This window comes from Streptomyces sp. NPDC088910 (assembly GCF_044749865.1).
Taxonomy (GTDB): Bacteria; Actinomycetota; Actinomycetes; order Streptomycetales; family Streptomycetaceae; genus Actinacidiphila.
Map to the genome: position 1 here is coordinate 127574 of NZ_JBIVIV010000016.1, position 26193 is coordinate 153766.

Genomic DNA, 26193 nt, shown 5'->3' on the forward strand with positions numbered 1-26193 from the left:
GGCGGGGTCAGCACGCCGTCACCTCCGTACGCCGGTACGCGGCCTCGACCAGCTCCAGGGCCGCCGTACCGCCGTGGTCGGCGCGGTAGGGACCGCGGAGCCGGGCGGTGAAGTCCGCGAGGATCGCCGCGTACTCGTGCCGGAGCGAGGACTTGAAGCCCTGGTGCCCGGCCAGCATGTCGGCGTGGTGCACGGACCCGTCGGCCAGCGTGACCGTCACGTCCTTCAACTCGCCCGGATACGACCAGTCCAGCTCGACCGTGGCACGCGCGGCGCCGGAGACGGAGCGCAGCCCGATCGTCGCGCTGCGGTCGAGCCCCGTCCCGTCGTAGCCGATCCGGGCGGTCTCGACGGTCACCTCGCCCAGCAACAGCCGTACCAGGTCGAACGCGTTGGGCCCGTTGTCGGCGACGCAGCCGCCACCGCACCGGGCCGGGTCCAGATACCAGCGGTCCCGCCCGATGTGCTCCTCGATCCGCTCGAGGTACCGGACCGTGACCCGCTCGACCGGCACGTCCCGCGGCAGCCCGGCGGCCAGCGCCCCGACCGCCGCGTTGTAGCGCCGGTGGAAGGCGGTGAACAGCGGCACCCCGGACGCCTGCGCGAGCGCGGTCAGTTCGGCGCCCTCCGCGCCGGTGAGAGCCAGTGGCTTCTCCACGCACACCGGTACGCCCGCGCGCAGGAAGTCGGCGCAGAGCGCCGCGTGGGCGTCGTTCGGGACGGTGATCACCACGCCGTCGAGCGGCGGCCCGGCGGCGAGGAGTTCGCGGTGGTCGCGGTAGGCGGGTACGGCCCCGGACGCGTCCTGTCCGCCCCTGGCGGCGAGTGCGGCCGGGTCGCGGTCGCAGACGGCGGCGAGGCGGGCCGCCGGGGAGGCGTCGAGGGCGGCCAGGTAGAAGCGGGAGATGACGCCCAGGCCGACGACGGCGATCGAGTGCCGGGTCATCGGCGAAGGCCCCCGTCCAGCGGGGCGGGCGCGGTCAGGCCGAACCGCCCTGCCACATCGCCGAGTTCGCGGTACTGCCCGGCGGTGACCGGTACACCGTCCGCACGGTGGGCGTCGGCCGTCGCGCCCTCGGTCCAGCCGGGGTAGCGGACGGGGGAGGCCGGGTCGACCGGCGGGCAGGCGAGCAGGCTGCCGAACAGCGAGTCGGCGTCCGAGGCGACGTCCTCCCGCGGGCGGAGCATGGCGGGGGCGATGGCGGCGACCAGAGTGCCGATGTCGTCGTCGCGGCCCGAGGGGCGCCCGTCCCCGTCCAGCGCCTCGGGGGCCGGGCCCAGGCCGGAGCCGCTGACCAGACCGGCCAGCACCTCCACCGCGAGCCCGAGTCCGTAGCCCTTGTACGCGCCGGTCTCCGGTGCGCCGCCGAGCCAGCCGAGGTACGCCTGGCCGCGGTCGAAGGCCGCCGGGTCGGTGACCGGAAGCCCGGCCTCGTCGGTCAGCCAGCCCTCGGGCACCGCCCGGCCCGCGCGGGCGGCGGCGCGCACGCGTCCGGTGGGGACGACGGTGGTGCTCATGTCGAGCACGAACGGGTGGCGCGGCCCGGCGGGGGCCGCGACGGCGAGCGGGTTCGTGCCGAGCATCGTGACCCGGCCGCCCGGCGGGCGGGCGATGCGCTGACGGCCGCAGTTGGAGGCCACCAGGCCGACCATGCCGCGGTGCGCCGCGCGCGCCGCGTGGTACCCGGCGCAGCCCAGATGGGTGGCGTTGTGGACGCTGACCAGGCCGACGCCGAAGCGCTCCGCGCGCTCGACGGCCAGGTCCATCGCGTCGGCCGCGGCCCACAGGCCGAGCGCGCGCCGGGCGTCCAGGCGGACCGCGGCGCCGAGATCCACGGTACGGTCCGGCTCGGCCGCCGGGTCGGCGCGGCGCTCCTCGAACAGCGGCAGATACAGCCGGGTCAGATTCGTCACGCCATGGGAGCTCATCCCGGCCAGATCGCCGTAACACAGCGCCTCGGCCGCCGTGGCCGCCCGCTCCCCGGCGAGACCGCACCGCGTGAAGACGCCGGTGACGAAGGTCAGCAACTCCTCATACGCGAGGCGCACGGTACTGTCCGGCGCCCGCGCCGGAAGGGTCGACTGCGGCGGGCTCGACAACGGCATGGGGCTCGTTCCTCCTGCTGACGGGCGTGGACGGCGCAAGTGGCGTGGACGGCGCGGGAAGTGACGGCGGCGCGGACGGCGCGAGCGGTACGGCGGGCGCGGGCACGGCAGGCGACACGGCCGCGTCGAAGGCGGCCAGGAGGCGCGGGACCGTGGCCGCGAAGGCGTCCAGGTCGGCGAGATCGGCGAACTCACCCGCGGCGTGGGCGCGGTTGGCGTCCAGGCTGCCGGGGCCCAGGACCACGGTGTGGGCGTCGGGCACGCCGGACATCCAGATCGCGTCGCAGGTGAAGGCGGGTTCGGCGGCGGGCCACCGCGGCACCTCGGCGCGGTCGAGCAGCGGACCGAGCCACGACGGGTCGCCGTCGAGCGCGGGCAGGCCGCGCTTGAGCCAGTCCAGCCGCAGGATGTCCGCCGCGTCGGCCGCGGTGCGGGCGAACCGCCGGCTGTGCCGGAAGGCGGCGCAGAAGGACTCCAGCCCCTCGGCGACGGCGTCGCCCAGCAGCCGCTCCAGCCGCCGTCCGGTGGCGGCCGAGCCGTAGGAGAGGTTGAGCAGCAGGTCGCCGCTGCCGTAGACGCGGTTGTGCAGGTCGCCGGTGCGCAGGCCCGCCACGCACACCTGCCCGTCGGCCGGGTCGAGTCGCGGGTCGAGCGCGGCGGCGAGGTGCTGGGCGAGATGGCCGAGCAGGACGGTGGCGTTGTGCCCCGCCTCGGGCCGGTCGTCGATCGCGTCACGGCCGCGGACGCTCAGCCGCGCGGTCATGGCCGCGGTGCTGCGGGTCAGGGCCCGGCCGCCGGTGGGTTCGCAGAAGACGTTGAGCCGCCCGTGGTGCCCGGCGTCCACGAGCGGACGGGTGCCGAAGGCGCCGAGCGCGCCGCCCTCCTCGCCGGAGACGGCCTGCACCAGAATCCGGGTGTCGCGGGGGAGTTCGGGCCGCTCCCGCAGGGCGCGCCGCAGTCCGGCCAGCAGCGCGACGGCCGGGCCCTTCGCGTCGATCGCGCCCCTGCCGTGGAAGCGGTCACCGTCGAACGAGACCGGTTCGAGGCCCGCGACGGTGTCGAGGTGGACGTTGAACATCACCGTACGCTCGCGCGGTGCCCCGGCCGGGCCGAGGGCGAGCACCAGGCTGGGCTGGCAGGCCAGGAACTCCGGCCGCTCGGCGGCGGCTTGACGTACCAGGAGCGGTACGTCGTCGCGGTCGACGCAGGCGGGCGGCGGGGCCGCGTGGTGCAGGACGGTGAAACCGAGTTCGGCGGCGGCCCCCGCGTAACGGCGCTGCGCCTCCCACAGCGCGGGTGCGGGCGCGTCGGGGCCGCACTCGAGCGGGCCGGCCGTCGGCAGGGCGAGCAGGTCGAGCAGCAGGGTGCGGTCGGCGGGGCTGAGCGGGCTCACTGAACGGGCTCCCGCAACGCCGCCCCGTCCGGCGGGGTGTGCGCGATGGTGCCGCCGGGCACCCGCGCGCACGCGTCCAGCAGATTCCGCAGCGCCACCCCGCTCCTGACGAAGGCGGCGTGGCACCGCTCCTCCGGATCGCGGTGGTCCTCGTGCGGCCGTACGGCGATGTGCGGTTCGATCGACAGCGCGCCCCGGTAGCCGTGGGCCAGCAGGGCGCGCAGACAGTCGGCGATCCGCAGGTCGCCGGTGCCCGGCTCGCAGTAGGCGGGGCGGCCGGCGGGGGCGATGACGGCGTCCTTGACGTGGACGTGCAGGATTCGGTCGGCGTACGGCAGCAGTTCGGTCAGCAGCCGGTGGCCGTCGTAGCCGTACGCGGGGCCGTTGCCGGTGTCGAAGAGCAGGGCGAGCCCCGGGCCCGCGGTCTCCAGGAGGCGGACCGTACGGGTCGCGTCGGCGCCCGCCCAGCCGGAGCAGTTCTCGTGCAGAAGTGTCAGGCCCGACTCGGCGGCGCGGTGGGCGAGTTCGCGGACGCGGCGCAGCGCCTCACGCTCCCAGGCGTCGGCGTCGAGCCCGTCGTTCGGGAAGGACATCACGCGGACGAAGCGGGTGCCGAGCCGGGCGCATCGCTGTTCCAGGACCGCGAGTTCGGCCAGGTCGGCGGCGAAGTCACCGGTCACCGGGCGGGCCCAGCCGCCGATCCTCGCGTCCACCGCGGCGACCGACACCCCGGCGTCCGCGAGCGTCCCCGCGACCCGGTCGAAGGCGGTAGGGGACAGGTCGGCGACCGGCGTGCCGTCCACGGTCCGCAGCTCGACCGACCGCCAGCCCAAGGCGCTGACGGCCGCGATCTGGCCCTCCACGCCGAGCGCGGCCTCGTCGCCGATCCCGGTGAGGCGCAACGGCTCGTCCGCCCGTACGGCGGTCTGCTGTTCAGCGGGCACCGGCCAACTCCCTTCGTGGGCCCGAGGCGTCGGGCGGGGCCGCCAGATTCTTGGCGTCGGTGAGCAGGCCGACCACGCGCGCCTGCCGCGCGAAGTCCGTGGGGCAGGGGCCGTCGTCCCCGGCGAAGTCGGCGTAGGCGCGGAGCATGAACGCGGTCAGGGCGTCGTCGCGGAACACCTCGCGGTCCCCGGCCGGGCATTCCGGTGTGGTCAGGCGCAGTTGGGCGTAGTGGTCGCCGGCGTCGGCCGGGTAGTGGCCGACGGCGGTGCCGCCGTCGAATCCGAGCGTGATCCGGCGCTCGCGCACCGGGGAGGTGAGGTCGGAGCGGATGTCGGCGAGCACGCCGTCGCGGTGGGCCAGGCGCACCTCGGCGCCGCCGAGCCGGGGCAGCCGCCGTCCGTCCACGTCCAGGTCGGTGCACGAGGCGCCGACCACCTCGGCGTCCCCGGCCAGCCGCAGCAGGACGCCGAGCGCGTGCGGGATCTCGATGTCGAACGCCGTGGGGTGCCCCGAGGTGGCGAGCGTGCGCTGGAAGCGCGGCTTGTCCTGCACGACCGAGATCTGCCGCAGCGCGCCGAGACCGGGCCGCTCCTCCACGAGGGCGATCAGCCGGTCGGTGAGCGTGCTCGCCAACCAGGGTGCCACGACGGTGGCTTGGACGCCGGGCCGCCCCACCAGCTCCACCAGCCGCGCGAGATCGCGCGGCCCCGCCGCGAGCGGCTTCTCCAACAGCAGCCTGCGGAAGCCGAGTCGGAGCAGTTCGGCCACGACCTCGGCGCGGGCGAGCGGCGGGGTGCAGATGTGCACGACCGTGCGCTCCGGGTCCAGCGACTCCCGCGCCCGCGCGAGCGAGTCCACGACGCTCAGACTGGTGTCGCCCGCCGCCCGGGCCCGTTCGGCCGGGTCGCGGTCGAAGGCGATCACCGGCTCCGGAGCGAAGAGCCGGGGCCGCAGGTCCCGCGCCTTGGCGAGGACCGGCAGGTGGAGACCCGCCCCCGCGCGGCCGAGGCCGAGGACCATCGTGCGCAGTGGCATCTCCTGCGTCAGCCTTCCGTCGACTTCGGTGGGGGCGGGGGAAACGAAGCGGAACAGGGCGGTACGGGACAGCGGGGGGAAAGCGCCGGGCGCCGGGGGGAGTTGCGGAAAAAAGAGGGCAGGGCGCGACGACGTCGGTCAGCCTGCTCGCCCGAACCGGGCGAAGTCAAACAAACGCGCCGATAGCGCCCTTTTGTGTGAATCCCCCCGTCGGCCGCGTCGCCGACCCCCGTCCGGCCGAGGGCCTGGCATAGCGTCGGCCTCCAGCGCGTCCGGGACGCCCGGTTCGTCCGACACGACCGGGCGAACCGCCGCGTCCGGACGAACGACAGAGTCCGGATGAACGAGAGCGTCCGGACGAGCAACCGTGTCGGGACGAACGACCGCGTCCGGATGGACCAGCGCATTCGGCGTACCCGGCGTATGCGGGCAGCAGAGAGGCGGAGATGGACCTCCAGCACACCGTCGACCCACGCGAACCGGCCCCCGCCGACGTGCCGTTCTTTACCCAGGCCGAGTCCTTCTCCGCCCTCTGGCCGCGGATCGAGCGGCACCTGTCGGAGATGTTCGAGGACGGGAAGTTCTCCCACGGCACCAAGGTGGCGGAGCTGGAACGGGCGCTCGCCGCCTACACCGGCGCCCGGCACGTCATCGGGGTCAACAGCGGCACCGACGCCCTGGTCCTGCTGCTGCGCGCGGCCGGTCTGCGGCCGGGGGACGAGGTCGTCGTCCCGGCCTTCAGCTTCGTGGCCTCCGCCTCCTCGGTCGTCCTGGCGGGCGGGCGGCCGGTGTTCGCGGACATCGACCCGGTCACGTACGCCCTCGACCCCGCCTCGGTGGAGCGCGTGCTCACCCCGCGCTGCCGCTTCCTGATGCCGGTCCACCTCTTCTGCCAGCTCGCGGACGTGGAACGGCTCGGCGAACTGGCCGAGCGGCACGGGCTCACCGTGGTCGAGGACAGCGCCGAGGCGATCGGCATGCGCCGCGAGGGCGTCCACGCGGGGCTGTTCGGCGCCGGAGGGGTGCTGTCGTTCTTCCCGACCAAGACCCTGGGCGCGATCGGGGACGCGGGGGCGGTGCTCACCGACGACGACGAGATCGCCCGTACCGTGGACGCGCTGCGCCACCACGGCCGGTTCGGGCGCACCATCGCGGACTTCACCACCATCAACACCAGCAGTTCGCTGCCGGGCTGCAACAGCAAGATGGACGACGTGCAGGCGTCCGTACTGCTCGCGAAGCTCACCCGGCTGGACGCGGACATCGCCCGCAGGGAAGCGCTCGCCGACGCGTACAACCGGCGGCTGGCCGGAACGCCGGGCATCCTGCGGCTGCCGACGGTCGTGGCCCGCGGCGGCACGGCCGATCCGGTCTTCTACGTCTATCTGATCGAGGCCGAGCGCCGTGACGAGCTGGCCGGGCACCTGGCCGCGCACGGCGTGAGCACCGAGACGTACTACCCGAGCCCGCTGCACCTCCAGCCCTGCTTCGCCGAACTCGGCCACCAGCCGGGCGACTTCCCCGTGGCCGAGGCCGCCTGCGCGCGCACCCTCGCGCTGCCGCTCTACCCCGATCTGACCACCGAGGCCGTGGACCGGGTCTGCGATCTGGTCCAGGACTTCTTCTCCGGAGCCGGAGCCCGCCCATGACGCCCGCGACCACGCCGACGCCCGCGACCACGCCGATGCCCGGGACCACGCCGGTGCCCGCGACCACGCCCGGGCCTCCGACGCCCACCACCGTGCCCCCGCCCCCCGCGCCCGCGACGGCCCGGGGCGACCGCCCGCGGCTGCCGTTCTTCCCCCCCGACCTCTTCGAGGCCGACCGCGAGCACCTGCTGCGCGTCGTGCGCGAGACCGGCACCGGACCGGCCCAGAAGTTCATCCTCGGCGAGCACACGGCCCGCTTCGAGCAGGCCCTGCGCGAGCAGCTCGGCGCCGCCGACGTCGTCGCCTGCGGCAGCGGCACCAGCGCGCTGACCCTGGTACTGGCCGCGATGGACGTCGGCGCGGGCGACGAGGTCGTGGTCCCGGCCTTCGGATGCGCGCCGCTGGCCGGTTCGGTCGTGGCGCTCGGCGCGACACCGGTCTTCGCCGACATCGACCCGTGGACCATGGTGGTCGACCCCGACGACATGGAACGCCGGATCACCGCGCGCACCAAGGCCCTGATGCCCGCTCACCTGTTCTCGGTGATGGCGGACATGCCGCGCCTGACCGCGCTCGCGCGGGACCGCGGGCTGCGGCTGGTCGAGGACTCCGCCGTCGCGCAGGGCGGCGTCCAGGGCGGGGTTCCCGCGGGGCTGGCGGGCGAGGCGGGGGTCTACTCCTTCGTCCAGGTGAAGACCTTCGGCACGGCGGGGGAGGGCGGCGCGGTCGTCACCCGCGACGCGCAACTGGGCCGTACGGTACGGATGCTGCGCAACCACGGGCAGGACGGCGTCCACCGCTTCGTCCACCACCGGATCGGCTGGAACAGCCGGTTCGACGAGGTGCTCGCCGCCTTCCAGCTCCACCGCCTGCCGGGGCTGGCCGGCCGTCTGGAGCGCCGCGCCCGGATCGCCGGTCACTACACCGAGCGCTTCGCCGACCTCGCCGAGCGCGGTGTCCTCGCCCCGCCGCCCGGCCGCGACGGCCGCTGCTATTACGTCTACACGCTCCAGTGCGACCGGCGCGACGCGCTCAAGACGCACCTGGCCGAGCGCGGTGTCGACTCGCACGTCTACTACCCGCTGCCGCTGCCCCGCCAGCCCGCCTTCTCCGGCTTCGCCGCCCCCGGCGACAGCTGGCCCGCCGCGGAACGCGCGGGCGAGCGGATCCTCTCCCTGCCCGTCTACCCGCACCTGAGCGACGCGCAGGTGGAGTACATCGCCGACGCCGTCAGGGAGTTCGCCCTGGCCCCCTGACGCCCGCGGTCCGCCGGACAGGCGCTAGAGCCGTACGACGCGCTCCCCTGACAGCCGGCCCGTCGTGTCGAAGAGCAGCCGGGCCGCCTTGGTGATCGCGCCGAGGTCGTAGGCGCGGTGGGCCTGGAGCAGGACGACCAGGTCCGCCTCGGCCGCGGCCGACAGCGCGTCGTCGTACCGCCGCAGCCGGGGGTCCGCCAGCGGCAGGTCCGCCGCGTGCGGGTCGTGCCAGCCGACCCGCGCGCCGAGGCCGAGCAGCCCGCTCGCCACCTCGAGCGCGGGCGACTCGCGCAGGTCGTCGGTGTCGGGCTTGTACGCGGCGCCGAGCAGCGCGACGCGGGCGCCCGGCAGCGGCACCCCGCGGTCCTGGAGCAACCGCGAGGCGCGCGCGACGACATGGCCGGGCATGACGCGGTTCGCGCGCAGGGCGGCCCGTACGACCTGGAACGCGTCGGCGGGCGCGCCCTGCAGCAGGTAGACCGGGTCGACCGGGATGCAGTGCCCGCCGACGCCGGGGCCGGGGCGGAACGACTGGAAGCCGAAGGGCTTCGTCGCCGCGCACGCCACCACGTCCCACACGTCCGCGCCCACATCGTGGCAGTAGCGGGCGAATTCGTTGACCAGGGCGATGTTGACGCTGCGGTAGGTGTTCTCCAGCAGCTTCGCCAGCTCCGCCTCGCGCGTGCCGCGGGCCACGATCACCCGGTCCACGAAACGCTCGTACAGCGCCGCGCACTGCTTGGCGCACACCTGCGTCACCCCGGAGACCACCTTGGGCGTGTTGCCGATGCCGAAGAACTGGTTGGCCGGATCGACGCGTTCGGGGGAGTAGCCGAGGTGGAAGTCCCTCCCCGCGACCAGCCCCGACGCCTCCAGCAGCGGTCTGGCCAACTCCTCGGTGGTGCCGGGGAACGAGGTCGATTCGACGACGACCAGCGTTCCCGGCCGCAGATGCGCGGCGACCGTACGACAGGCGGCGGTGAGCGGCCCGAGGTCGGGGCCTCCTTCGGAGGTCAGACCGGTGGGGACGCAGATCGCGACGGCCTGGGCCCGCGCGAGCGGCGCGGGGTCGGTGTCGACGGCGAAACCGGCGGCGAGCATCCGGGTCACGTCCGCGTCGGTGACATCACGGACCGGGGACCGCCCGCCGCGCAGCGCGGCGACGGTCGACGGCGCGATGTCGTATCCGGCCACCGCGAGCCCGGCGTCGGCGGCGGCGCGGGCGAGGGGCAGACCCACGTATCCCAGGCCCACCACCAGCAGATCGAAGGACATGACCGAGACTCCCCGGGGACGGTGGGCGCTGCGCGACGGGCGGTCCGGGAAGGCGCCCCGGGGCCCGCTCACCGCGATCTTGAACCAGTCCCCGCCCGGCCCGTGCGTGTGGCGGCCGGGCGGCGGTCATGAGGGTGAATTCTTCACCCTGTCGGCGCTGGTCCGGCCTTCGCGGGAGCCGGGAGCGGCCGGTGACGACCCGCGTCCGGCGCCGACGAGCAGCGGGCCGGGCCACGATCGGGCCATCGGGCTCCCCGCGACACGGCGACGGCGGCACATCCCGCAGTCATATGCGAACCTTCTTCCGATATGGTCCACTTCGTGCGAACCCGGACATTCGGTCCGGACCGTTCGAGGAGAGTTCATGACCCGTTTTGTCACGGCGAAGCGTGCCGCTGTCGCAGCCACCGCCACCGGCGCCGCAGCCCTCGCCCTGGTGGCCGGTTCCTCCGCCACCGCCACCGCGACCGCCACGCAGGTACGCGCCACCCCGCCGTCGCTGACGCTGGACTTCAGCGGCAACAACAGCGCGGGCGCCGCCGCCAGCACCGTGGGCGCGGGCTTCGGCGGCAGCGCCACGGTCAAGGACTCCTCCGGGAAGCCGGTCGGCACCGCCTACGACATGTGCGACAAGGACGCCATCTCCGCCAAGGAGGTGACCGCGTTCTGCCACGCGAACATCGTCTTCAACGGCGGTGACCAGGTCGCCCTCTCGGTGGTCTTCCCGATCCAGAACCCGCTCACCGCGACCTACCCGAAGTCCTTCGACGGCGTCGTCGTCGGCGGCACGGGCGCCTACAAGGGCCTCACCGGCGCGGCCCACTTCACCAACACCGCGCTCGCGGTCTACACCGTGAGCTGGGACGCCTGAGGGATCTGAAGTCCTTTCCGGTGGGCCGTCGTCCGGACGGCGGCCCACCGCCACCCCGCCCACGCACCGGAGAGTCCATGCCAGCCGCGAGTCCCGGCACGACCACCGCCACGGCGGCGACGGCCGACCGCCCCGAAGGCGACTACGCCTTCGACAACGACAGCCCGTACGCCACCGAGCAGCACCGCTGCCTGGCCGCCGCGCACGACGCGATCACCACCGCGCGGCTGGCGGAGACCGGCGTCGGCCCCGGCTGGGACTGCCTGGAGGCGGGAGCGGGCGGCGGCAGCGTCGCCCTGTGGCTGGCCGACCGCACCGCGCCCGGCGGCAGCGTGCTGGCCACCGACATCAAGCCCGAGCACATCCCCGCCCGCCCCGGTCTCGAACAGCGCCGCCACGACATCGTGCGCGACCCGCTCCCCGACGCGGCCTTCGACCTCGTCCACTCCCGCCTGGTGCTCACCCACCTGCCCCAGCGGCGGGCCGTGCTCGGCCGGCTGCTGCGCGCCCTAAGGCCCGGCGGGCACCTCCAGTTGGAGGAGTTCGACATCGACTACGCGCCGGTGCTCCTCGCCCCCGACGAGCGCACCCGCGCGGGCTACGAGGCGTTCCGGGCGGCCAAGGGCCGCGTGCTGCGGGCCGCGGGAGCCGACCCCGCGTGGGGCCGCACCTGCGCCGCCGACCTGCGGGCCGCCGGATTCACCGGCATCGAACCCGTACCGCACCTCGTGCCCTGGACGGCGGACTCCCCGGGCCTGCGGCTGCAACTGCACCACACCTACCACCTGCGGGACGCGCTCCTGGAGCACGGGATGACGGAGGACGAACTGCTCGCGGCGCGCGACGCGATGCGCCACCCGGACTTCCGCGCCGCCTCCTGCGTCCTGTACTGCGTACAGGCGAGGCGACCGGAGTGACGGCCACCGCGGCCGGCCCCCGTACCACCGCGGCGCCGCGTATCGGCACGGCGCCGGTTTCCGCGCGCGGCGGCGCGCCCGCCACGGCCGTCCGGCTCGCCGTCGCCCACCTGCGGGCGCTCGGCTGCGGCACCGAGCACGGCAGGTCGGGAGCGTTCACCGCCCACTACGGCCCGGTCCGCGCGCGCTGCGAGGTGAGCTGGGCCGGGCCCGTGGACCTCCCGCTGACCAGCGAGGCCGACGTACAGGCCGCGTGCGGTCTGACGCAGGTGCACGGCCGCCGCTACGGTGCACCGACCCCGCTCGGCGTCGACTACGCCTCCTGCGTCGCGGGCGCGCTCGCCGCCACCGGCACCCTCGCCGCGCTGGCCGCCGGGCCCGCCGACGACGGCGGCGAGATCCGCGTCACCACCTCGGTCGCCCAGGCGGCGCTGCTCTCGGTCGGCCAGTACCTGGCCGCCGCGACCGCGGCCGACGACTGGCCGGAACGCCACGCCCCCGGCGGCCCGCCCTTCGCCGCCGCCGACGGCGTCCGGTTCGAACTGGAGACCCTGGACCCCGAGGCGTGGCGCGGCTTCTGGTCCGCGCTCGGCGTGGACCGCGCGGACGCCGCGCGCGGCTGGCTCCCCTTCCAGCAGCGGTACGCCACCGCGGTCTGCTCGCTCCCGCCCGCCCTCCACGAGGCCGTCGCCCGGCTGCCCTTCCCCGAACTCGGCCGCCTCGCCGACGCGATCGGCGTGGATCTGACCCCGGTCGCCGCGGAGCCGCCCCCGTGGGCGGACGGCGACGAGCGGCCCTGGCGGCTGCGCCCCGCCGGCCCGCCGGCCGCGCCGCAGGCCGCGCCCGGCACCGGGGCGCCGCTCGACGGGGTGACCGTCGTCGAGGTGTGCCGCCGCGTCCAGGGCCCGCTCGCCGGGCACCTGCTGCGGCTGCTCGGCGCGCGCGTCGTCCGCGTCGAGCCGCCGGGCGGCGACCCGATGCGGGGCGTGCCGCCCATGGCGGGCGGCACATCGGCCCGCTTCACGGCCCTGAACGACGGCAAGGAGACGGTGGAGGCGGATCTCACCACCGCGTCCGGCCGCGCCGCGGTCCGCGAACTCCTCGCGGGGGCCGAGGTGTTCCTGCACAGCCTGGCCCCCGGCAAGGACCGGCGGTTCGGGCTCGACGCCGACACCCTGACCGCCCACCGCCCCGGCCTGGTGCACGCCGCCGCCTCTGGCTGGGGCGACGAGCGCGGCTCCCGGCCTCCCGTCGGCACCGACTTCCCCGTACAGGCGTGGACGGGCCTCGCCGCCCTGGTCACCCCGCCGGGACTGCCGCCGACACCGTCCCTGCTCACCCTCACCGACGTGCTCGGCGGAGTGATCTGCGCGGAAGGCGCCGTCGCGGGGCTGCTCGCGGCCCGGCGGACCGGGCGCGGACAGGCCGTCACCTCCTCGCTGCTGTCCGCCGCCCGGCTGCTGTGCGGGCCGCGGTTCCGCTCGGCTCCCGCGCGGACGACGGTCCCCGACCGCGCCGACCTGACCGACCTCGCGGCGGACCCCCGCCTCGCGCCCGCCCTCGACCGCGACCTGTGCGCGCGGGCCGCAAACCCCTGGGAGTTCCACCGATGACCACTCCGGTGGAGACGCCGACCGACGCGACACCTCCCGTACGGGCGGCGGCCGGACGCACATGGCGGTCCCGCAACGGCCTCGTGCTGCGCGACACGGTCCCGGCCCCGCTGCGGCGGCGCTGGGCCCTGCGTGAGGAGTGTCCCGAGACGGGGCTGTACGCGGCTTTCGCCGAGCACGTACGCGACCACGGCGACCGGACGGCCGTACGCACTCCCGGCCTCGCGCTGACCTACCGCGAACTCGACGTGCGGGTACGCGGGATGGCGTCGGCGCTGGGCGCGCTCGGCGCGGGCCCCGGCGATGTGGTCGGCATCCGGCTGAACGGCGGCTGGCCCGCGCTGGCCACGGACCTCGCCGTCGCCGCCGTCGGCGCGGTCGCCCTTCCCTGGCCCACGGGGCAGGGCACCCGCGAGAGCCACGCCCTGCTGGAGCTGTCCCGCGCCCGCTACATGGTGAGCGACACCCCACTGGACCACCGGCACGGCCCGCTCCCGTACCTGGAACGCCTCACCACGGTCGGGGAACTCCTCTACGGCGACCCCGACGGATGCGTCCCCGCCGTCGTGGACCCCGAGGACCCGGCGCGCGTCCTGGTCTCCTCGGGCTCCGAGGCCGCGCCCAAGATGACCGCCTACAGCCACAACGCGCTGCTCGGCGGACGCGGCAGTTACGTGGACGCGGTGCTGCGCGGCGGCGGCGCCGGACACGACACGGCCACCGGCACCGGCCAGGACACGCCCGGCGGCGGCGACCCCGGCACCGGCGAAAGCGCCGAGGACGGCGGCCCGGCCGCGCTCGTCCTGGTCCCGCTCGCCTCCTCCTTCGGCTCCTTCGGACTGGTCGCCCTCGCCCGCTGCGGCGCGACCCTCCACCTGCTGGACCGCTTCGACCCCGGCGCCGCCCTGCGCGCCGTCACCGACTGGCGGCCCACCCACGTCGTCGCCGTACCCACCATGCTGGGCCGGATCGCCGACCACCCCACCGTGCCCGGCGAGGACCTGGGCTCGCTGCGGGCCGTCGTCTCCAGCGGCGCCCCGCTCACCTCCACCGTCCTCGCCGCCGCGCTGCGCCGCTTCGGCCGCCCGGTCACCAACGTCTACGGGTCGAGCGACGGCGTGAACTGCCGTATCACCTGGACCGGTTCTGACGGCGACGTCCGCCGCGTCGGACACCCGGACCCGCGCGTCACCGACCTGCGCGTCTGCGGCGCCGACGACCGGCCGCTGCCCGCGGGGCACAGCGGCGAGATCCAGGCCCGCGGCCCGATGAGCCCGCTGGCCTACGTCGGCGCGCCCGACCTCGACCTGCGCTACCGCACCGACGACGGCTGGATCAGGACCGGTGACCTCGGGGTCTTCGACGCCGACGGTTCGCTGCGCGTCCTGGACCGGATCAGGCAGACCGTGATCCGCGGCGGCTGGACGATCAGCCCCGCCGAGGTCGAGGAGGAGCTGCACACCCACCCGCACGTCGCCGAGGCCGCCTGCGTACCCGTCCCCGACCCGGATCTCGGCGAGCGGCTGTGCGCCTTCCTGGTCCAGCGACCGGGCACGGAGCCGCTGACGGTCGCGGCGCTGTCGGCGTATCTGACCGGCGAGCGCGGTCTGGCCCGGCGCAAGCTGCCCGAACTCGTGCTGCACCTGGACCGGTTGCCGCTCGGGGCCACCGGCAAGGTCTGCCGCCGCACCCTCGCCGCCGCGGCCCTCGCCCGCCCGCCAGAAGACCCGGTACGCGCCCCCCGGCGCTGAGCAGCGCCTGAGCCACACCGCACCGCAGGAGGAGCACCCGCCCATGGAACCCGCGCCCGTACTCGACACCGCGGCCAGGCCCCCCGTCGGCGCCGTTCCCGCCGCCGACACCTCGCCGATCGCGCCCGGCAGTTGGCGCGCCTACGCCAAGCTGGCCAAGCTGGACATCCTCGACTACTACCTGAGTATCCCGCTGGCCGCCGCGATGCTCGTCCCGTTCGGCGTCGTCACCGGGGCCGGGTTGCGGCCCGAGACCACGGGACGCGCCGCGCTCGTGCTGGTCCTGTTCTTCCTGGGCGAACTGACCATGGTGGCCGGGATGGTCGCCTTCGACGACGTGACCGGCTACCGCGACGGCAGCGACGCGGCCAACTACGGCCCGGACGCCGCCGCCCGCCGCCTCGCCCGTAAACCGCTGGTCGCCGGGACGCTCACCGAGCGGCAGGCGATCCGGTTCGGCTGGGCGGCGGTCGCGCTGTGCGCGCTGTTCTGGGGCGCGGCCGTCCTCGCCGCTCCCGCCCGGCCGCTGTGGGCGGTGCTCGGCACGGCGGCCTGCGCGCTCTTCGGGTTCCAGTACTCCTGGTGGCTGAAGTTCAGCTACCGCGGCGGCCAGGAGATCTTCCTGGCCGCGCTCGGCTGGGGCTATGTGCTGCCGCTCTTCGGCCTGCTGAACGGCGGCGCACCCGGCTTCGTCGTCGTGCAGGCGCTGATCTTCGGGCTCGGCCCCGTGCTGTTCGGCGTCTACTCCAACATCAACGACCGGGACGGGGACCACGCGGTCGGGCGGCTGACCGTGGCCGCCGTCGCCTCCGAGCGCGGCAACTCCGCCTTCATCGCCGGGGTTTCCGGGCTGGAGGCCCTGCTGATCGTCGTCCCCGCCGCCGCCGGGATCGCGCCGTGGTGGTTCCCGCCGCTCATGTCGCCCGTCCTCGTGCTGCGTGCCCGCCAGTGGGTACGCGGCAATCGGCGCGGTGACGTCCTGGGGGCCCGCACCCGCGGCATCCGGCTGCACCGCCTCGCCACCGCGCTGATGATCGCGGCCGACCTGCTGCTGGCGGTGACCCGGTGACCAAGCCCCTCGACCCCGGCATCGTCTTCGACGCGCTCGCCCGCCGCGGCTCGCCGACCGTCGTCCACCTCAGCCGCCCCCTCGACCTCGCGCCCGAGGAGGGCACCCGGTGGACGGTGCCCCAACTGGCCGGCCTGGTACGGGACACCGCCGCCCGGCTCGCCGCGGCGGGAGCGGGCCCCGGCGACCACGTGGCCGTCGTCAAGCGCAACCACTGGGACTACGTCCTGCTCGCCTGCGCCGCCGTCCGGATCGGCGCCGTCCCCGCGCTGCTCTCCGACCACCTCGTCCCCGAGGTGCTCGACACCCTGCTCGAACGGCTGCGCCCCGCCGTCCTGGTCACCCAGACGCACCTGCTGCGCAAGGGCGCCCGAGCCGATGTCGAGCTGGCGCGCCACAGCGCGTGCACGCTGACCCTGGACAGCGCGAGCCTGCACGACTCGGTACCGGACGACACCCGGCCGCCCCAGCCGGTCCGCTCCTTCCACGACCTGCCCGCCCGGCCGCTCGCCCCGATCCACCGCCGCGGTGACGGCGAGCCGCTGGCCGTGCACCACACCTCGGGGACCACCGGCGTGCCCAAGCTGGTCGTCCACTCCACCACGACGCTCATCCGGCGGCTCGCCGGATTCGAGGCCAGGCGCTGGCCCGTGGTCACCCCGCGCGCCGGCGACACCGTCGCCAGCGCCATCTCCTTCGCGCACGGCCGCGCGCTCGCCTGGACCGTCAGCGCGCTGTGGCACCAGCCCCGCGAGGCCGTGATCGTCGCCGACTCCGATCCCGACGCGGCCCGCCGCACCCTGACCGCGCACCCGCCCACCGTCCTGGAAGCGCTGCCCTCCACGTATGTGCGCTGGCAGCGCCTGGCCGCCGAGCCCGACAGTCCCTTCCGGGACGTACGCATGTACATCTCCACCTTCGACGCCGTCCACCCGCCGACCGTGCGGGTCTTCCTCGACGCCAGCCGGCGCGCCCGGCCGCTGTGGATGCAGGGCTGGGGCCAGACCGAGACCGGGCCGCTCACCTTCCGCTTCCTCACCCGAGGGGCGCTGGCCCGGCGCGCGGAGCGCCACCCCACCACCCGCGACCTCGGCCGCCCGGTCCCCGGCTGGGTCGGCCTGCGGGTGGTGGACCCGCGGACCTTCCAACCCGTGCCGCGCGGACAGGTCGGCCTCGTCCTCACCCGGACCAAGGCCCGCTGCCTCGGCTACCTCGGCGAACAGGACCGCTGGGACGAGAAGGCGCACGGGCCCTGGTTCAACACCGGAGACCTCGCCGTCCGTACGCGCGGCGGCTCGCTGATCCTGCTGGACCGGGAGGTCGACATGATCCCGGGGCTGAGCTGCGTGGAACTGGAGGACGTCCTGCACGACCGGCTGCCCGAGGTCGAGGAGGCCGTCGTCCTCGGCGTCGTGGACCGCGACCCGCAGACCGTCCTGGTCGTCAACGCGCCCATCGACCCGGCCCGTTGGCGGCACGCCGTACGCGACCTGCCCGCGCTCGCCGAACCCCTCACGGTGGACTGGGACGCCGTCCCGCGCACCGCCACCGGCAAGGTCCGCCGCCACGAGCTGCGCGACCGCTACCTCGCCGGCACCGCCACCCACGGAACCGGGAGATGGACGTGACGGACCTCGACGTCGCGGTCGTCGGCGGCGGCATCGGCGGCCTCGCCGCCGCCTACCGGCTGCAACGGGCGGGCCGGTCCGTGCGGGTCTTCGAGGCCGCCCCGCGCGTCGGCGGACGCATGGCCAGCTCCCTCGTCGACGGCTGCCTCGTCGACGAGGGAGCGGAGACCATCGCCACCCGCGGCTACCAGGCCACCTGGCGCCTCATCGACGAACTCGCCGTGCCGCCCGCACACCTCACCCCGGTGCGGGCCGGATTCGCCCTCTGGCACGAGGGCCGCGCCCACGCCCGGCTCGGCCACCCGGCGGGGCTGCTCACCGGCGCGGGCATGTCCTGGCGCGGGCGGCTCGACTGGCTGCGCTTCACCGCCCGACTGCTGCGCCGCCGCGGGGACTTCGACGCCGACCGGCCCGAACTCGCGCCGCCCGGCACGGCCACCCTCGCCGAGTACGCCCGCGCCTACCACCCCGACGTGCACGACCGCCTGCTCCAGCCGCTGTCGGGCCACTGCTTCGGCTGGCACCCGGAACGCTCGGCCGCCGCCCCCATGCTCGCCACGCTGCTCGCGGTCGGCGGCGCCGGAGCCCGCTGGACCACCTACACCACCGGCATGGACACCCTCCCGCGCGCCCTGGCCGAACGGGTCCCCGTACAACTCGGCAGCTCGGTCACGGCCGTTGAGCGGGCCGGCGCGGACGAGGCACGACTGCACCTCGCCGACGGCGGGATCTTGACGGCGCGTCAGATCCTGATCGCCGTACCGGCACCAGTCGCGCTGTCCCTGTACGCCGACCCGTCGCCCGACGAACGCGCCTATCTGGCGGCCTGTTCCTTCACCCCCATGCTCAAGGCCGTCTGCCTCCTCGACCGACCGCTGCCCAGCCCGACCCGCGCCCCCAGCTACGCCCTGTCCGTTCCCGCGACCGAGAGCCGGATCTGCGGCGGGCTGCTCCTCGACCACCTCAAGGCCGAGGGGCGCGTCCCGCCGGGCCGCGGGATGGTCAGCCTCTTCGCCTCGCCCGCGATCGGCCCCCGCCTGCTGGACGCCGACGACGCCGAGGTCACCCGTACGCTCGTCGGCGAGGCCGAACGCTTTCTGCCGGGGCTCGGCGAGGCCACCACCCGCACGCTCGTGCACCGCTTCCGGTACGGCCTGCCCGAAGCCACCCCCGCCGCGCTGGGCCTGCGCGCGGCCTTCGCCGCCCGGCCCGCGGGGCCCGTCGACTACGTCGGCGACTGGACTCTCCTGCGGCCCAGCAGCGAGGGCGCGGTCCGCTCGGCGGAACTGGCCGCGCGACGCGTCGCCGCGCGCACGGCCCACCCCTCTCGTCCGAAGCGCGCGGTGAGCCCGGCACCCACCGGCCGACCCGCGTGATTCGGCGCACATGTCCCACCCGCGAATCACGTGCACTGGAGGCACCTGTCATGCGTCGAAGCACCACCATGATCGCGATGGCCGCGGCGGCCGTCGTCGGCCTCGCGGCCACTCCCGCCCAGGCCGCCACCGGCCAGGTCGTCGTCTTCTCCGTCGAGGGCCAGCCGCTCAAGGTCTACCAGGACCCCACCGGCTGTCAGCGACTCCCGTTGACGGCGCATGTGCTGGACAACCTCACCGACCAGCCGGTCAAGGTCTTCGCCGACCCCTTCTGCACGGTCCCGGCGACCCTTCCCACCACCGGCGTCGGCGTCCTTCCGGCCGGCTACGGCACCCACGTCACCGGAGTCGGCAGCTTCTCCGCCTGACCACCGGTCGCGGCACGCGCGCCCGCCGTACCACCGCCGTCGGGGTGCGGTGGTACGGCGGGGCGGCCGGCCCGGTCAGGGTGTGAGGCGGTTCGGCCTTCGGAACAGGAACATGGTCCCGCGGAGCGAGTCCAGGCCGAGTATCGCCATGAGGACGCGGCCGAGGGTCAGACCGTCGCCGGGAGGGGCATGGGGGTGGGGCGGCGACGGTCGCGCAGGGCGGCGGACAGCACCGACACGACGATGCCGCCGAAGGCCCAGGCGCCCAGGATCCACAGGGACCTGGTGATGTCGTGCCCGTCGAAGTAGACGGTGTTGCGGACCACGGTCGTCCCGGCGCCCGGCGGCAGGATCTGGCCGATGGCCCGCCAGAAGGGCGGCAGGAGAGCGGCCGGATAGACCCCGCCGGAGCTTGGATTGCCCAGGACGGTGAAGATCAGGATGGTCAGGCCGAGGCCGATGGTGCCCGCCACCGACTGGAGGGCGACGCCCACCGCGCCCGAGGCGAACACGATCAGGGTGCCGATGCCGACCAGGTCCCAGAAGGCGCCGGGCAGGCAGTGCAGGACGGGACCGACGATCACCGCGCCGCCGATGCCGGAGACGAAGGCGTAGGGCAGCATCGCGGTCAGCCGCACCAGGACGCGGCGCAGGGTGGGGCGCGCCGACCCGGCCGCCATGTTCAGCGCGGACGCGGCCAGATAGCCGCCGATCGTCCAGCTCAGGACGAGGTAGAAGGACGACAGGCCGCGCGAGTCGCCCTTCACCGGCGGGCGGATGTCGCGTACGACGACCTCACGGTGCTGCGCCTGTCCCGCCAGCCGCACGACCTGGGTCGCCGCGTCCGAGGCGGAGGGGCCGCCCGCGGACGCGACCAGGACGGTGTCCGTCGTCCCGCGCGGGTCGACGACGACGGCGGCGTCGGTGCGCCGGTCCAGCAGCCGGGCCCGGGCCTCGGCGCGGTCGGCGACCGCGACGGCGTGCACCGGCTCACCGGGAAGGGCGTTGAGCCGGGCCACCGCGTCCCGCGCCGCGGCCTGCGGTGCGACCACGACGATCGGCACCCGGTGGGGCTTGGGCGAGTGGAAGGCGCCCATGTAGGACAGCGCGAAGCCCAGTTGCAGCAGGAGCACGCCCAGCATGACCAGGACGGCCCTGAATGTGATCGCGTCCCGCAACTCCTCCACAATGCCGTGCCTGCCCGGCCTGTCGAGTACCACCCGACTGCTCCCCGTGCCCGTCAACGCTGTCCGCCCTTCTGGTACGCCGGGGCCATGAGCCCGGCCGAAGTCGTCAAATCCTCGGCTCCGCGTCGGCGTCCGTCGCCGGGGCGCGCCCACGGCGCCCGTCCCGGCAACCCGTTCGGCGTACGCCCGACCGCCGCCTAAGGGTTGGGTATCAGTCATGCGGCACCTGCAACCGCTGGGGCGGTCGTACTCTCCTATAGTGCGACCGGCGAGATGGGGAGACTCGATTGATCACGGCAACGGCGGTTGACACCGCCGCTCAGGGCTCGCGTAAACGGCGGGTGGCGAAGGGGATGTTGGCGTTGGCGCTCGGCGCCGTCCTGCTGGGGGCGACCGCCTGCAGCGGGAGCGCGGGCGCGTCGACCGACAAGGGAAAGCAGGACGGCAAGGGTTCGGCGTCGGGCGGTGCCACGACGACGCCCGCCTCGCAGGTGGCGCTGAGCATCGTGCCCAAGGACGGCGCGACCGGGGTGGACACCACGGGCGCGCTCAAGATCACGGCTGCCAAGGGCAAGTTGGTGAAGATCGCGGTGACCGACGCGGCCGACCACCGGCCGGTCGACGGCGCGATATCGGCGGACGGCACCAGTTGGAAGCCGTCCGGGATTCTGCGCACCGCGACCAAGTACACCGTGAACGCGGAGGCGGTGGACTCGGCCGGGCGCAGCACCGTACAGCAGTCGTCGTTCACCACGCTGAAGCCCCAGGCCGTCAACTACGGCGTGTTCAACGTGGATCCGGGCTCGACGTACGGCGTGGGCATGGAGGTGTCGATCCGCTTCAACAAGCCGGTCGCCGACCAGGCCGCGACGCACAAGGGGATCACCGTCACGGCGGACCCGCAGGTGCCCGTCGAGGGCCACTGGTTCGGCAATCAGCGGATCGACTTCCGGCCGGAGAGGTACTGGGCGCCCGGCACCAAGGTCACGCTGCACATGAACCTCAACGGTGTGCAGATGTCGCCCGGTGTCTACGGCCAGCAGTCGAAGGACGTGAGCTTCACCATCGGCCGCTCGCAGACCTCGGTGGCCGACAACACCGCGAAGACGCTGAAGATCTACCGGGGCGGGAAGCTGTACAAGACGTACCCGGCGAGCCTCGGTGACCCCCAGCACACCACGTACAACGGCAAGATGGTGATCGAGGAGAAGGACCCGGTGGTGGACATGGACTCCCGCACCGTGGGCCTCGGCAACTCGTACCACATCAAGGACGTGCCGCACGGCATGCGGCTGTCCGACTCGGGGACCTTCGCGCACGGCAACTACTGGCGCCCGGTGTCGGTGTTCGGACACGAGAACACCAGCCACGGCTGCGTGGGCCTGCACGACGTGAAGGGCGGCGGCGACCCGGACACCCCGGCCGCCTGGTTCTACAGCCACTCGCTCATCGGTGACGTCGTCGAGGTCGTGCACTCGCCCGACAAGGTCATCGACCCGAGCAACGGCATCAACGGCTGGAACATGTCCTGGGCCACCTGGGTGGCCAACTGACCCTCGGACCGCGGCCCCCGACCGTCCGGACACGCGTCCCGGGCGGCCCGGGGAACGGGTCCCGGGTGGTTGACGAACGGGTCCCGGGCGGTTGACGAATGGATCGCGGCCCCGGAACGCTCAGGCGTTCCGGGGCCGTTCCGCGCGGGACACACCGGTGCGGACATCGATGTCAGGGCATCGGCGGTCCCGCCAGATACGTGCCGTGCGCGTCGTACGGCCACGCGTTCGCCACACAGCCGTGCAGTCCGTCGATCTGCTGCATCATCGCGGGCGCCGGACGCCCGGGGCCGGGACACCCCTCGTGGCCGTGCCCGATGCGGTGGCCCACCTCGTGGTTGACGATCAGGGCGCGGTACTCGTGGAGCGGCCCGGGGAACTGCGGCGAACCGGTCCGCCAGCGCTTGAGGTTCACCACCACCTGGTCGCCGACATCGCAGTTGACCTCGCCGCGGGTGTGCAGCCCGGCCGCCCCGCAGATCCGGTCCACGGTGTCCGGGCTGGCGATCTTCACCTCGAAGTCGTACCGGCCGCCGGAGACGAGCTGGAAGGCGTCGTGGCCGTCGGCGATCCAGCTCCGCCGGTCGCCGAGGATGCTCTCGATCTCGCGCGCCGCGTCGGCGGCTCTGACGCCCGTGCCCTGCTCGACCTGCACCTTGTAGCGGCGCAGCGTGCCGGTGCCGACCGACGTCCCCGACGCCTGGGCGGTGTCGAAGACGCCGTTGCCTCCGGTGCCGGACGACGGCGCGGATGACGGCGTGGACGCGGGCGCCCGCCCGGCGGGTGACGTGGAAGGCGCCGCCGGCGTTTTCGCCGATTCGGTGGCGGCGGGCGGCGAACCCGCCGTAGCCCCGTCCGCCGCGTGGTCGCCCTTCCCGCCCTTCCCGTCCTTCCCGCCGTGCGCGGCGACCAGCAGCGCCCCGGCCACCCCGACCGCCGCCAGCGTGCCGAGGGTGTACGTCGTCCGCCGTCGCCTGCGCCGCCGTAGGGTCGCCAGGGAACGCCGCGTACGGGCGCCGTCCCCCGCCCGGCCCGCCGATTTCCGTTTCTTCTCCCGGTGCATGGCCGTTCACACTGCGGTCCGCGTGTGATGGCCCCTGGCCCGGAAGATGACGAAAGCGTAACCACGGCGGCGGACGGCCGCTGTATGACCCCTTCGTAACAGCTGCCCGGCCGAGCCCCTCTCACGGCCCTGCCCGCCCGGACCTCACGCATACTGACCTGCATGCCCCGCGTTCTGCTCGTCGAAGACGACCCCGCGGTCCGCAAGGGCGTGCAGCTGGCCCTGCGCCACCAGGGACACGACGTCCTCGCCGCCGCGACCGGTGAGGAGGGCCTGAGCCACCTGCGCCCCTTCCGGCCCGACGTCGTCGTGCTCGACCTCATGCTCCCCGGCATCGCCGGACTCGACGTCTGCCGTCGCATACGCGAGCACGACCAGGTCCCGATCATCATCGTGACCGCGCGCGGCGACGACGTGGACGTGGTGGTCGGCCTGGAGGCCGGAGCGGACGACTACGTGGTCAAGCCGGTACAGGCCCGCGTCCTCGAAGCCCGCATACGCGCGGTGCTGCGCCGGATCGCCGCACCCGGCGCCGACGGCACCAGGCCCCGGCAGGAGTCGCACGGCGACCTGTCCATCGACCGCGCCGGGCTGCGGGTCTCCCTGCGCGGCGAGCCCGTACCGCTGGCCCCCTCGGAACTGCGGCTGCTGCTGACCCTGTCGGCCTCGCCGGGACAGGTGCTCAGCCGCCAGCAACTCCTGGAAGCGGTCTGGGAGCACAGCTACCACGGCGACATCCGGCTGGTCGACGCCTGCGTGAAGCGGCTGCGCGGCAAGCTCGGCGGCGGACCGGGCGCCGGGTCCGGCTACATCGAGACCGTACGGGGCTTCGGCTACCGCTTCCGCGCGCCGTACGCGCGGCCGCTCCAGCCGACCCCATGAGGTCCGCCGTCTCCAGGGCCCTGCTCGCGCTGCGCGGGCTGCGCACCCGGCTGGTGGTCGCCTTCGTGCTGGTCGCGGTCGTCAGCGCGCTGAGCACCGGGGCCCTCGCCTTCAGGGAGGCGCGGACCGGCGTGCTCCAGCAGAGCCAGGACGCGGTCATCCGGCAGTTCCGCGACAGCGTCGACGCGCTGGCCCCCGCGATCCCCGCGGAGCCCGACCAGGCGGCGATGGACTCGCTGGTCATCCAGGTCGCGAGGGCCCACCAGTCGCAGCGCTGGCAGGTCCTTGCCACGTACGGGGAGCGCCGCGCCGGATCCGCGCCGGAGAACGCCTTCGAGCGGCTGACCCCCGAACTCCTCGGGTCGGTGCGCGACCAGGCCGCCGCGGTCTTCCAACGGGTGAGCACCGACGACGGCCCGGTCCTCGTCGTCGGCCTGCCGGTCGCGTACCGCGCCGCCGAGAACCAGTCGCTGACGCTCTCCGGCCTCGTCATGTACCTGATCGTGCCGCAGGACACCGAGCAGGCGTACGTCCAGGCCATGATCACCGCCATCAAGGACGCCGCGCTGTGGGCCGTGGTCCTCGCGGTCGTCCTGGCGCTCTTCGCCGCGCGCGGCGTGCTGCGCCCGGTACGCGCCCTGCGCCGCGCGACCCGGCGGATGGCGGAGGGCCACCTCGACGTACGGCTGGCCGTCAACGGCTCCGACGAACTCGCCGACCTCTCCCGGTCCTTCAACGACACGGCCGCTGCCCTGGAGCGCTCGGTGACCGAACTGCGGCGGCTGGAGGCGCAGGCCCGGCGCTTCGTCGCCGACGTCTCGCACGAACTGCGCACACCGCTGGCCGCGATGTCCTCGGTCACCGACGTACTGGACGAGGGAGCGGGCCGCCTCGACCCCGAGACGGCCACGGCGGTCGGCCTGATCAGCGAGGAGACGGTACGGCTCGCCCGGCTCGTGGAGGACCTGATGGAGGTGTCGCGCTTCGACGCGGGCGCCGCGCGGCTCAACCTGGACGAGATCGACCTGGCCGAGTCGGTGCGCCGCACCCTCGTCTCGCGCGGCTGGCTGGCGGAGGTCGACACCCGGCTGCCCGCGCCCGGCGCCCTGCGCGCCCGCGTCGACCCGCGCCGCCTGGACGTGGTGGTGGCCAACCTCGTCGGCAACGCGCTGCGGCACGGCGCGCCGCCCGTGGTGCTGTCCCTGAACGCGGTCGGCGGGCGGTCCGCCGGGGGAGCGTGGGCGGTGATCGAGGTACGGGACGCCGGCCCCGGCATCCCGGAGGCGGCCCTGCCGCACATCTTCGAGCGCTTCTACAAGGCGGACACCTCGCGCAGCCGCAGTGAGAGCAGCGGCCTCGGCCTGGCCATCACGGCCGAGAACGTACGGCTGCACGGCGGCCGGATCACCGCCCGCAACGCGGACGGCGGCGGCTCCGTCCTCACCGTCGAACTGCCGCTGCGCCGCGACTCGGCCGCGGGCACCGCCGACGCCGGGGACCGCGCCGGTTCCGTCGGTTCTGCTGATTCCGCTGATTCCGCTGATTCCGCCGCCTTCGGAAGCGAGGACGTCCGATGAGGCGCGCCGCCGGTCCGCTGGCCTGCCTGGCGTCCGCCGCCGCGCTCGCGGCCTGCGGCGTCCCGCCGACCAGCGTCATCCAGGCCGGGGAGCCCGCGGTGGGCATGACCCCCGGCGTCAGCGTCTACTTCCTCTCCGGCGACACCTTGCGGGCGGTTCCCCGCCGCGCGCCCGACGCCGCCGGTCCGGTCGTCGCGCTGCGGCTGCTGTTCGCGGGCCCCGGCGACGCCGACCCGACGACGCTCACCACGCGACTGCCGTCCCTGCCGCGCCCGCCCGTGATCGCCTTCGACGGCGTCACCACCGTCGTGCGCCTGCCCGCGGGCGTCGACCGCCTCTCGCCGCTGGCCATGGACCAGGTGGTGTGCACGGTGGCGGCCAATCCGGGCGGGCCGCAGCGCACCGCGCCGCCCGGCGGGGCCAGCGCCGTCCCGACCGCCGTACCCGACGTCCCGACCGCCGGGACCCCGCGGTCGGCGTCGCCCAGTCCCGACGTCCGCGTCATCGGCGCGGGCTGGGCGCTGTCCCGGCTCGTGGAGAGCTGCCCGTCGTAGCGACCGGCGGGCGACCGTACAGCCCGCTGGGCCGGTGCGGCGGGGCCGCGGACACGCGGACGCCCCGCCGGTGGTGGGACCGGCGGGGCGTACGGGGGACGGCTGCGGAGAGCTGGGGGCCGCCC

At 74.8% G+C, this 26193-nt stretch carries 22 protein-coding genes; 14 read left to right on the forward strand and 8 right to left on the reverse strand.

What is annotated here, in order from left to right:
- Window positions 1-7: 7 nt before the first annotated feature.
- Genes ACIP4Z_RS30915 through ACIP4Z_RS30935 form a run of 5 tightly spaced genes read right to left on the reverse strand, consistent with a single transcriptional unit; the run spans window position 8 to window position 5479 of the window.
- Window positions 8-946, reverse strand: coding sequence for a Gfo/Idh/MocA family protein (locus tag ACIP4Z_RS30915; protein ID WP_401313586.1), 939 nt, complete (start codon window positions 944-946; stop codon window positions 8-10).
- Entirely contained in the window at window positions 943-2049 is a 1107-nt protein-coding gene (locus ACIP4Z_RS30920; RefSeq protein WP_401313588.1) for an Ldh family oxidoreductase, read from the reverse strand. Before ACIP4Z_RS30920 ends, ACIP4Z_RS30915 begins: the two co-directional genes overlap by 4 nt.
- Entirely contained in the window at window positions 2033-3499 is a 1467-nt protein-coding gene (locus ACIP4Z_RS30925; RefSeq protein ID WP_401313590.1) for a M20/M25/M40 family metallo-hydrolase, read from the reverse strand. Before ACIP4Z_RS30925 ends, ACIP4Z_RS30920 begins: the two co-directional genes overlap by 17 nt.
- Window positions 3496-4443 carry a sugar phosphate isomerase/epimerase family protein gene (locus tag ACIP4Z_RS30930; protein WP_401313592.1) on the reverse strand — a complete coding sequence of 316 codons (948 nt, stop codon included), beginning with the start codon at window positions 4441-4443 and terminating at the stop codon, window positions 3496-3498. The genes ACIP4Z_RS30925 and ACIP4Z_RS30930 overlap by 4 nt, the downstream gene beginning before the upstream one ends.
- Window positions 4433-5479, reverse strand: a complete 1047-nt coding sequence (locus tag ACIP4Z_RS30935) for a Gfo/Idh/MocA family oxidoreductase (protein WP_391048446.1) — start codon at window positions 5477-5479, stop codon at window positions 4433-4435. Before ACIP4Z_RS30935 ends, ACIP4Z_RS30930 begins: the two co-directional genes overlap by 11 nt.
- 446 nt (window positions 5480-5925) lie before the next feature.
- On the opposite strand from ACIP4Z_RS30935, the gene ACIP4Z_RS30940 reads away from it, so the two are divergent.
- Together ACIP4Z_RS30940 and ACIP4Z_RS30945 are read left to right on the forward strand one after the other, a co-directional pair.
- A complete protein-coding gene (locus tag ACIP4Z_RS30940; protein ID WP_401313594.1) occupies window positions 5926-7128 on the forward strand; it encodes a DegT/DnrJ/EryC1/StrS family aminotransferase in 1203 nt (400 codons plus the stop codon).
- Window positions 7125-8384: a DegT/DnrJ/EryC1/StrS family aminotransferase gene (locus ACIP4Z_RS30945; RefSeq protein WP_401313596.1), complete on the forward strand. Its 1260-nt coding sequence runs from the start codon at window positions 7125-7127 to the stop codon at window positions 8382-8384. The genes ACIP4Z_RS30940 and ACIP4Z_RS30945 overlap by 4 nt, the downstream gene beginning before the upstream one ends.
- Window positions 8385-8408: 24 nt before the next feature.
- Here ACIP4Z_RS30945 and ACIP4Z_RS30950 read toward each other — a convergent pair whose 3' ends face one another.
- Window positions 8409-9659 carry a nucleotide sugar dehydrogenase gene (locus tag ACIP4Z_RS30950; protein WP_401313598.1) on the reverse strand — a complete coding sequence of 417 codons (1251 nt, stop codon included), beginning with the start codon at window positions 9657-9659 and terminating at the stop codon, window positions 8409-8411.
- Window positions 9660-10023: 364 nt separating this feature from the next.
- On the opposite strand from ACIP4Z_RS30950, the gene ACIP4Z_RS30955 reads away from it, so the two are divergent.
- The 8 genes from ACIP4Z_RS30955 (at window position 10024) to ACIP4Z_RS30990 (ending at window position 19252) form a co-directional block, all read left to right on the forward strand.
- Entirely contained in the window at window positions 10024-10530 is a 507-nt protein-coding gene (locus tag ACIP4Z_RS30955; RefSeq protein WP_355333292.1) for a hypothetical protein, read from the forward strand.
- A gap of 77 nt (window positions 10531-10607) precedes the next feature.
- Window positions 10608-11447, forward strand: coding sequence for a class I SAM-dependent methyltransferase (locus tag ACIP4Z_RS30960; RefSeq protein WP_401313601.1), 840 nt, complete (start codon window positions 10608-10610; stop codon window positions 11445-11447).
- Window positions 11444-13060, forward strand: a complete 1617-nt coding sequence (locus ACIP4Z_RS30965; RefSeq protein WP_401313603.1) for a CoA transferase — start codon at window positions 11444-11446, stop codon at window positions 13058-13060. Before ACIP4Z_RS30960 ends, ACIP4Z_RS30965 begins: the two co-directional genes overlap by 4 nt.
- Window positions 13057-14811 carry a class I adenylate-forming enzyme family protein gene (locus ACIP4Z_RS30970; RefSeq protein WP_401313605.1) on the forward strand — a complete coding sequence of 585 codons (1755 nt, stop codon included), beginning with the start codon at window positions 13057-13059 and terminating at the stop codon, window positions 14809-14811. Before ACIP4Z_RS30965 ends, ACIP4Z_RS30970 begins: the two co-directional genes overlap by 4 nt.
- Before the next feature lie 43 nt (window positions 14812-14854).
- Entirely contained in the window at window positions 14855-15880 is a 1026-nt protein-coding gene (locus ACIP4Z_RS30975) for a UbiA family prenyltransferase (RefSeq protein ID WP_401313607.1), read from the forward strand.
- Window positions 15877-17508 carry an AMP-binding protein gene (locus tag ACIP4Z_RS30980; protein WP_401313608.1) on the forward strand — a complete coding sequence of 544 codons (1632 nt, stop codon included), beginning with the start codon at window positions 15877-15879 and terminating at the stop codon, window positions 17506-17508. The genes ACIP4Z_RS30975 and ACIP4Z_RS30980 overlap by 4 nt, the downstream gene beginning before the upstream one ends.
- Window positions 17499-18884, forward strand: a complete 1386-nt coding sequence (locus tag ACIP4Z_RS30985) for a protoporphyrinogen/coproporphyrinogen oxidase (protein WP_401313610.1) — start codon at window positions 17499-17501, stop codon at window positions 18882-18884. Before ACIP4Z_RS30980 ends, ACIP4Z_RS30985 begins: the two co-directional genes overlap by 10 nt.
- A gap of 50 nt (window positions 18885-18934) precedes the next feature.
- On the forward strand, window positions 18935-19252 hold the full coding sequence (locus tag ACIP4Z_RS30990; protein ID WP_401313612.1) for a hypothetical protein: 318 nt from the start codon (window positions 18935-18937) through the stop codon (window positions 19250-19252).
- Window positions 19253-19419: 167 nt separating this feature from the next.
- Here ACIP4Z_RS30990 and ACIP4Z_RS30995 read toward each other — a convergent pair whose 3' ends face one another.
- Complete coding sequence (locus tag ACIP4Z_RS30995) at window positions 19420-20394, reverse strand: ABC transporter permease (RefSeq protein ID WP_401313673.1); 975 nt, start codon at window positions 20392-20394, stop codon at window positions 19420-19422.
- 398 nt (window positions 20395-20792) lie between these two features.
- Between ACIP4Z_RS30995 and ACIP4Z_RS31000 the strand changes: the two genes are divergently transcribed.
- Window positions 20793-21992 (forward strand): Ig-like domain-containing protein, encoded by a 1200-nt coding sequence (locus tag ACIP4Z_RS31000; RefSeq protein WP_401313613.1) that lies wholly within the window; start codon window positions 20793-20795, stop codon window positions 21990-21992.
- A gap of 172 nt (window positions 21993-22164) precedes the next feature.
- Here ACIP4Z_RS31000 and ACIP4Z_RS31005 read toward each other — a convergent pair whose 3' ends face one another.
- On the reverse strand, window positions 22165-23055 hold the full coding sequence (locus ACIP4Z_RS31005) for a DUF3152 domain-containing protein (protein ID WP_401313615.1): 891 nt from the start codon (window positions 23053-23055) through the stop codon (window positions 22165-22167).
- Window positions 23056-23217: 162 nt separating this feature from the next.
- On the opposite strand from ACIP4Z_RS31005, the gene ACIP4Z_RS31010 reads away from it, so the two are divergent.
- The 3 genes from ACIP4Z_RS31010 to ACIP4Z_RS31020 are packed head-to-tail and all read left to right on the forward strand — an operon-like array spanning window position 23218 to window position 26068.
- Window positions 23218-23937, forward strand: coding sequence for a response regulator (locus ACIP4Z_RS31010; RefSeq protein ID WP_391048419.1), 720 nt, complete (start codon window positions 23218-23220; stop codon window positions 23935-23937).
- On the forward strand, window positions 23934-25514 hold the full coding sequence (locus tag ACIP4Z_RS31015; protein WP_401313617.1) for a sensor histidine kinase: 1581 nt from the start codon (window positions 23934-23936) through the stop codon (window positions 25512-25514). Before ACIP4Z_RS31010 ends, ACIP4Z_RS31015 begins: the two co-directional genes overlap by 4 nt.
- On the forward strand, window positions 25511-26068 hold the full coding sequence (locus ACIP4Z_RS31020) for a hypothetical protein (RefSeq protein WP_401313619.1): 558 nt from the start codon (window positions 25511-25513) through the stop codon (window positions 26066-26068). The genes ACIP4Z_RS31015 and ACIP4Z_RS31020 overlap by 4 nt, the downstream gene beginning before the upstream one ends.
- Window positions 26069-26193 lie beyond the last annotated feature (125 nt).

Excerpts from the sequence above, each read along its gene's own strand:
- ACIP4Z_RS30915 (WP_401313586.1), bottom strand. The coding sequence starts at position 946 with ATGACCCGGCACTCGATCGCCGTCGTCGGCCTGGGCGTCATCTCCCGC.
- ACIP4Z_RS30935 (WP_391048446.1), bottom strand. The coding sequence starts at position 5,479 with ATGCCACTGCGCACGATGGTCCTCGGCCTCGGCCGCGCGGGGGCGGGT.
- ACIP4Z_RS30940 (WP_401313594.1), top strand. The coding sequence starts at position 5,926 with ATGGACCTCCAGCACACCGTCGACCCACGCGAACCGGCCCCCGCCGAC.
- ACIP4Z_RS30945 (WP_401313596.1), top strand. The coding sequence starts at position 7,125 with ATGACGCCCGCGACCACGCCGACGCCCGCGACCACGCCGATGCCCGGG.
- ACIP4Z_RS30950 (WP_401313598.1), bottom strand. The coding sequence starts at position 9,659 with ATGTCCTTCGATCTGCTGGTGGTGGGCCTGGGATACGTGGGTCTGCCC.
- ACIP4Z_RS30955 (WP_355333292.1), top strand. The coding sequence starts at position 10,024 with ATGACCCGTTTTGTCACGGCGAAGCGTGCCGCTGTCGCAGCCACCGCC.
- ACIP4Z_RS30960 (WP_401313601.1), top strand. The coding sequence starts at position 10,608 with ATGCCAGCCGCGAGTCCCGGCACGACCACCGCCACGGCGGCGACGGCC.
- ACIP4Z_RS30970 (WP_401313605.1), top strand. The coding sequence starts at position 13,057 with ATGACCACTCCGGTGGAGACGCCGACCGACGCGACACCTCCCGTACGG.
- ACIP4Z_RS30975 (WP_401313607.1), top strand. The coding sequence starts at position 14,855 with ATGGAACCCGCGCCCGTACTCGACACCGCGGCCAGGCCCCCCGTCGGC.
- ACIP4Z_RS30985 (WP_401313610.1), top strand. The coding sequence starts at position 17,499 with ATGGACGTGACGGACCTCGACGTCGCGGTCGTCGGCGGCGGCATCGGC.
- ACIP4Z_RS30990 (WP_401313612.1), top strand. The coding sequence starts at position 18,935 with ATGCGTCGAAGCACCACCATGATCGCGATGGCCGCGGCGGCCGTCGTC.
- ACIP4Z_RS30995 (WP_401313673.1), bottom strand. The coding sequence starts at position 20,394 with ATGCTGGGCGTGCTCCTGCTGCAACTGGGCTTCGCGCTGTCCTACATG.
- ACIP4Z_RS31000 (WP_401313613.1), top strand. The coding sequence starts at position 20,793 with ATGTTGGCGTTGGCGCTCGGCGCCGTCCTGCTGGGGGCGACCGCCTGC.
- ACIP4Z_RS31005 (WP_401313615.1), bottom strand. The coding sequence starts at position 23,055 with ATGCACCGGGAGAAGAAACGGAAATCGGCGGGCCGGGCGGGGGACGGC.
- ACIP4Z_RS31010 (WP_391048419.1), top strand. The coding sequence starts at position 23,218 with ATGCCCCGCGTTCTGCTCGTCGAAGACGACCCCGCGGTCCGCAAGGGC.
- ACIP4Z_RS31015 (WP_401313617.1), top strand. The coding sequence starts at position 23,934 with ATGAGGTCCGCCGTCTCCAGGGCCCTGCTCGCGCTGCGCGGGCTGCGC.
- ACIP4Z_RS31020 (WP_401313619.1), top strand. The coding sequence starts at position 25,511 with ATGAGGCGCGCCGCCGGTCCGCTGGCCTGCCTGGCGTCCGCCGCCGCG.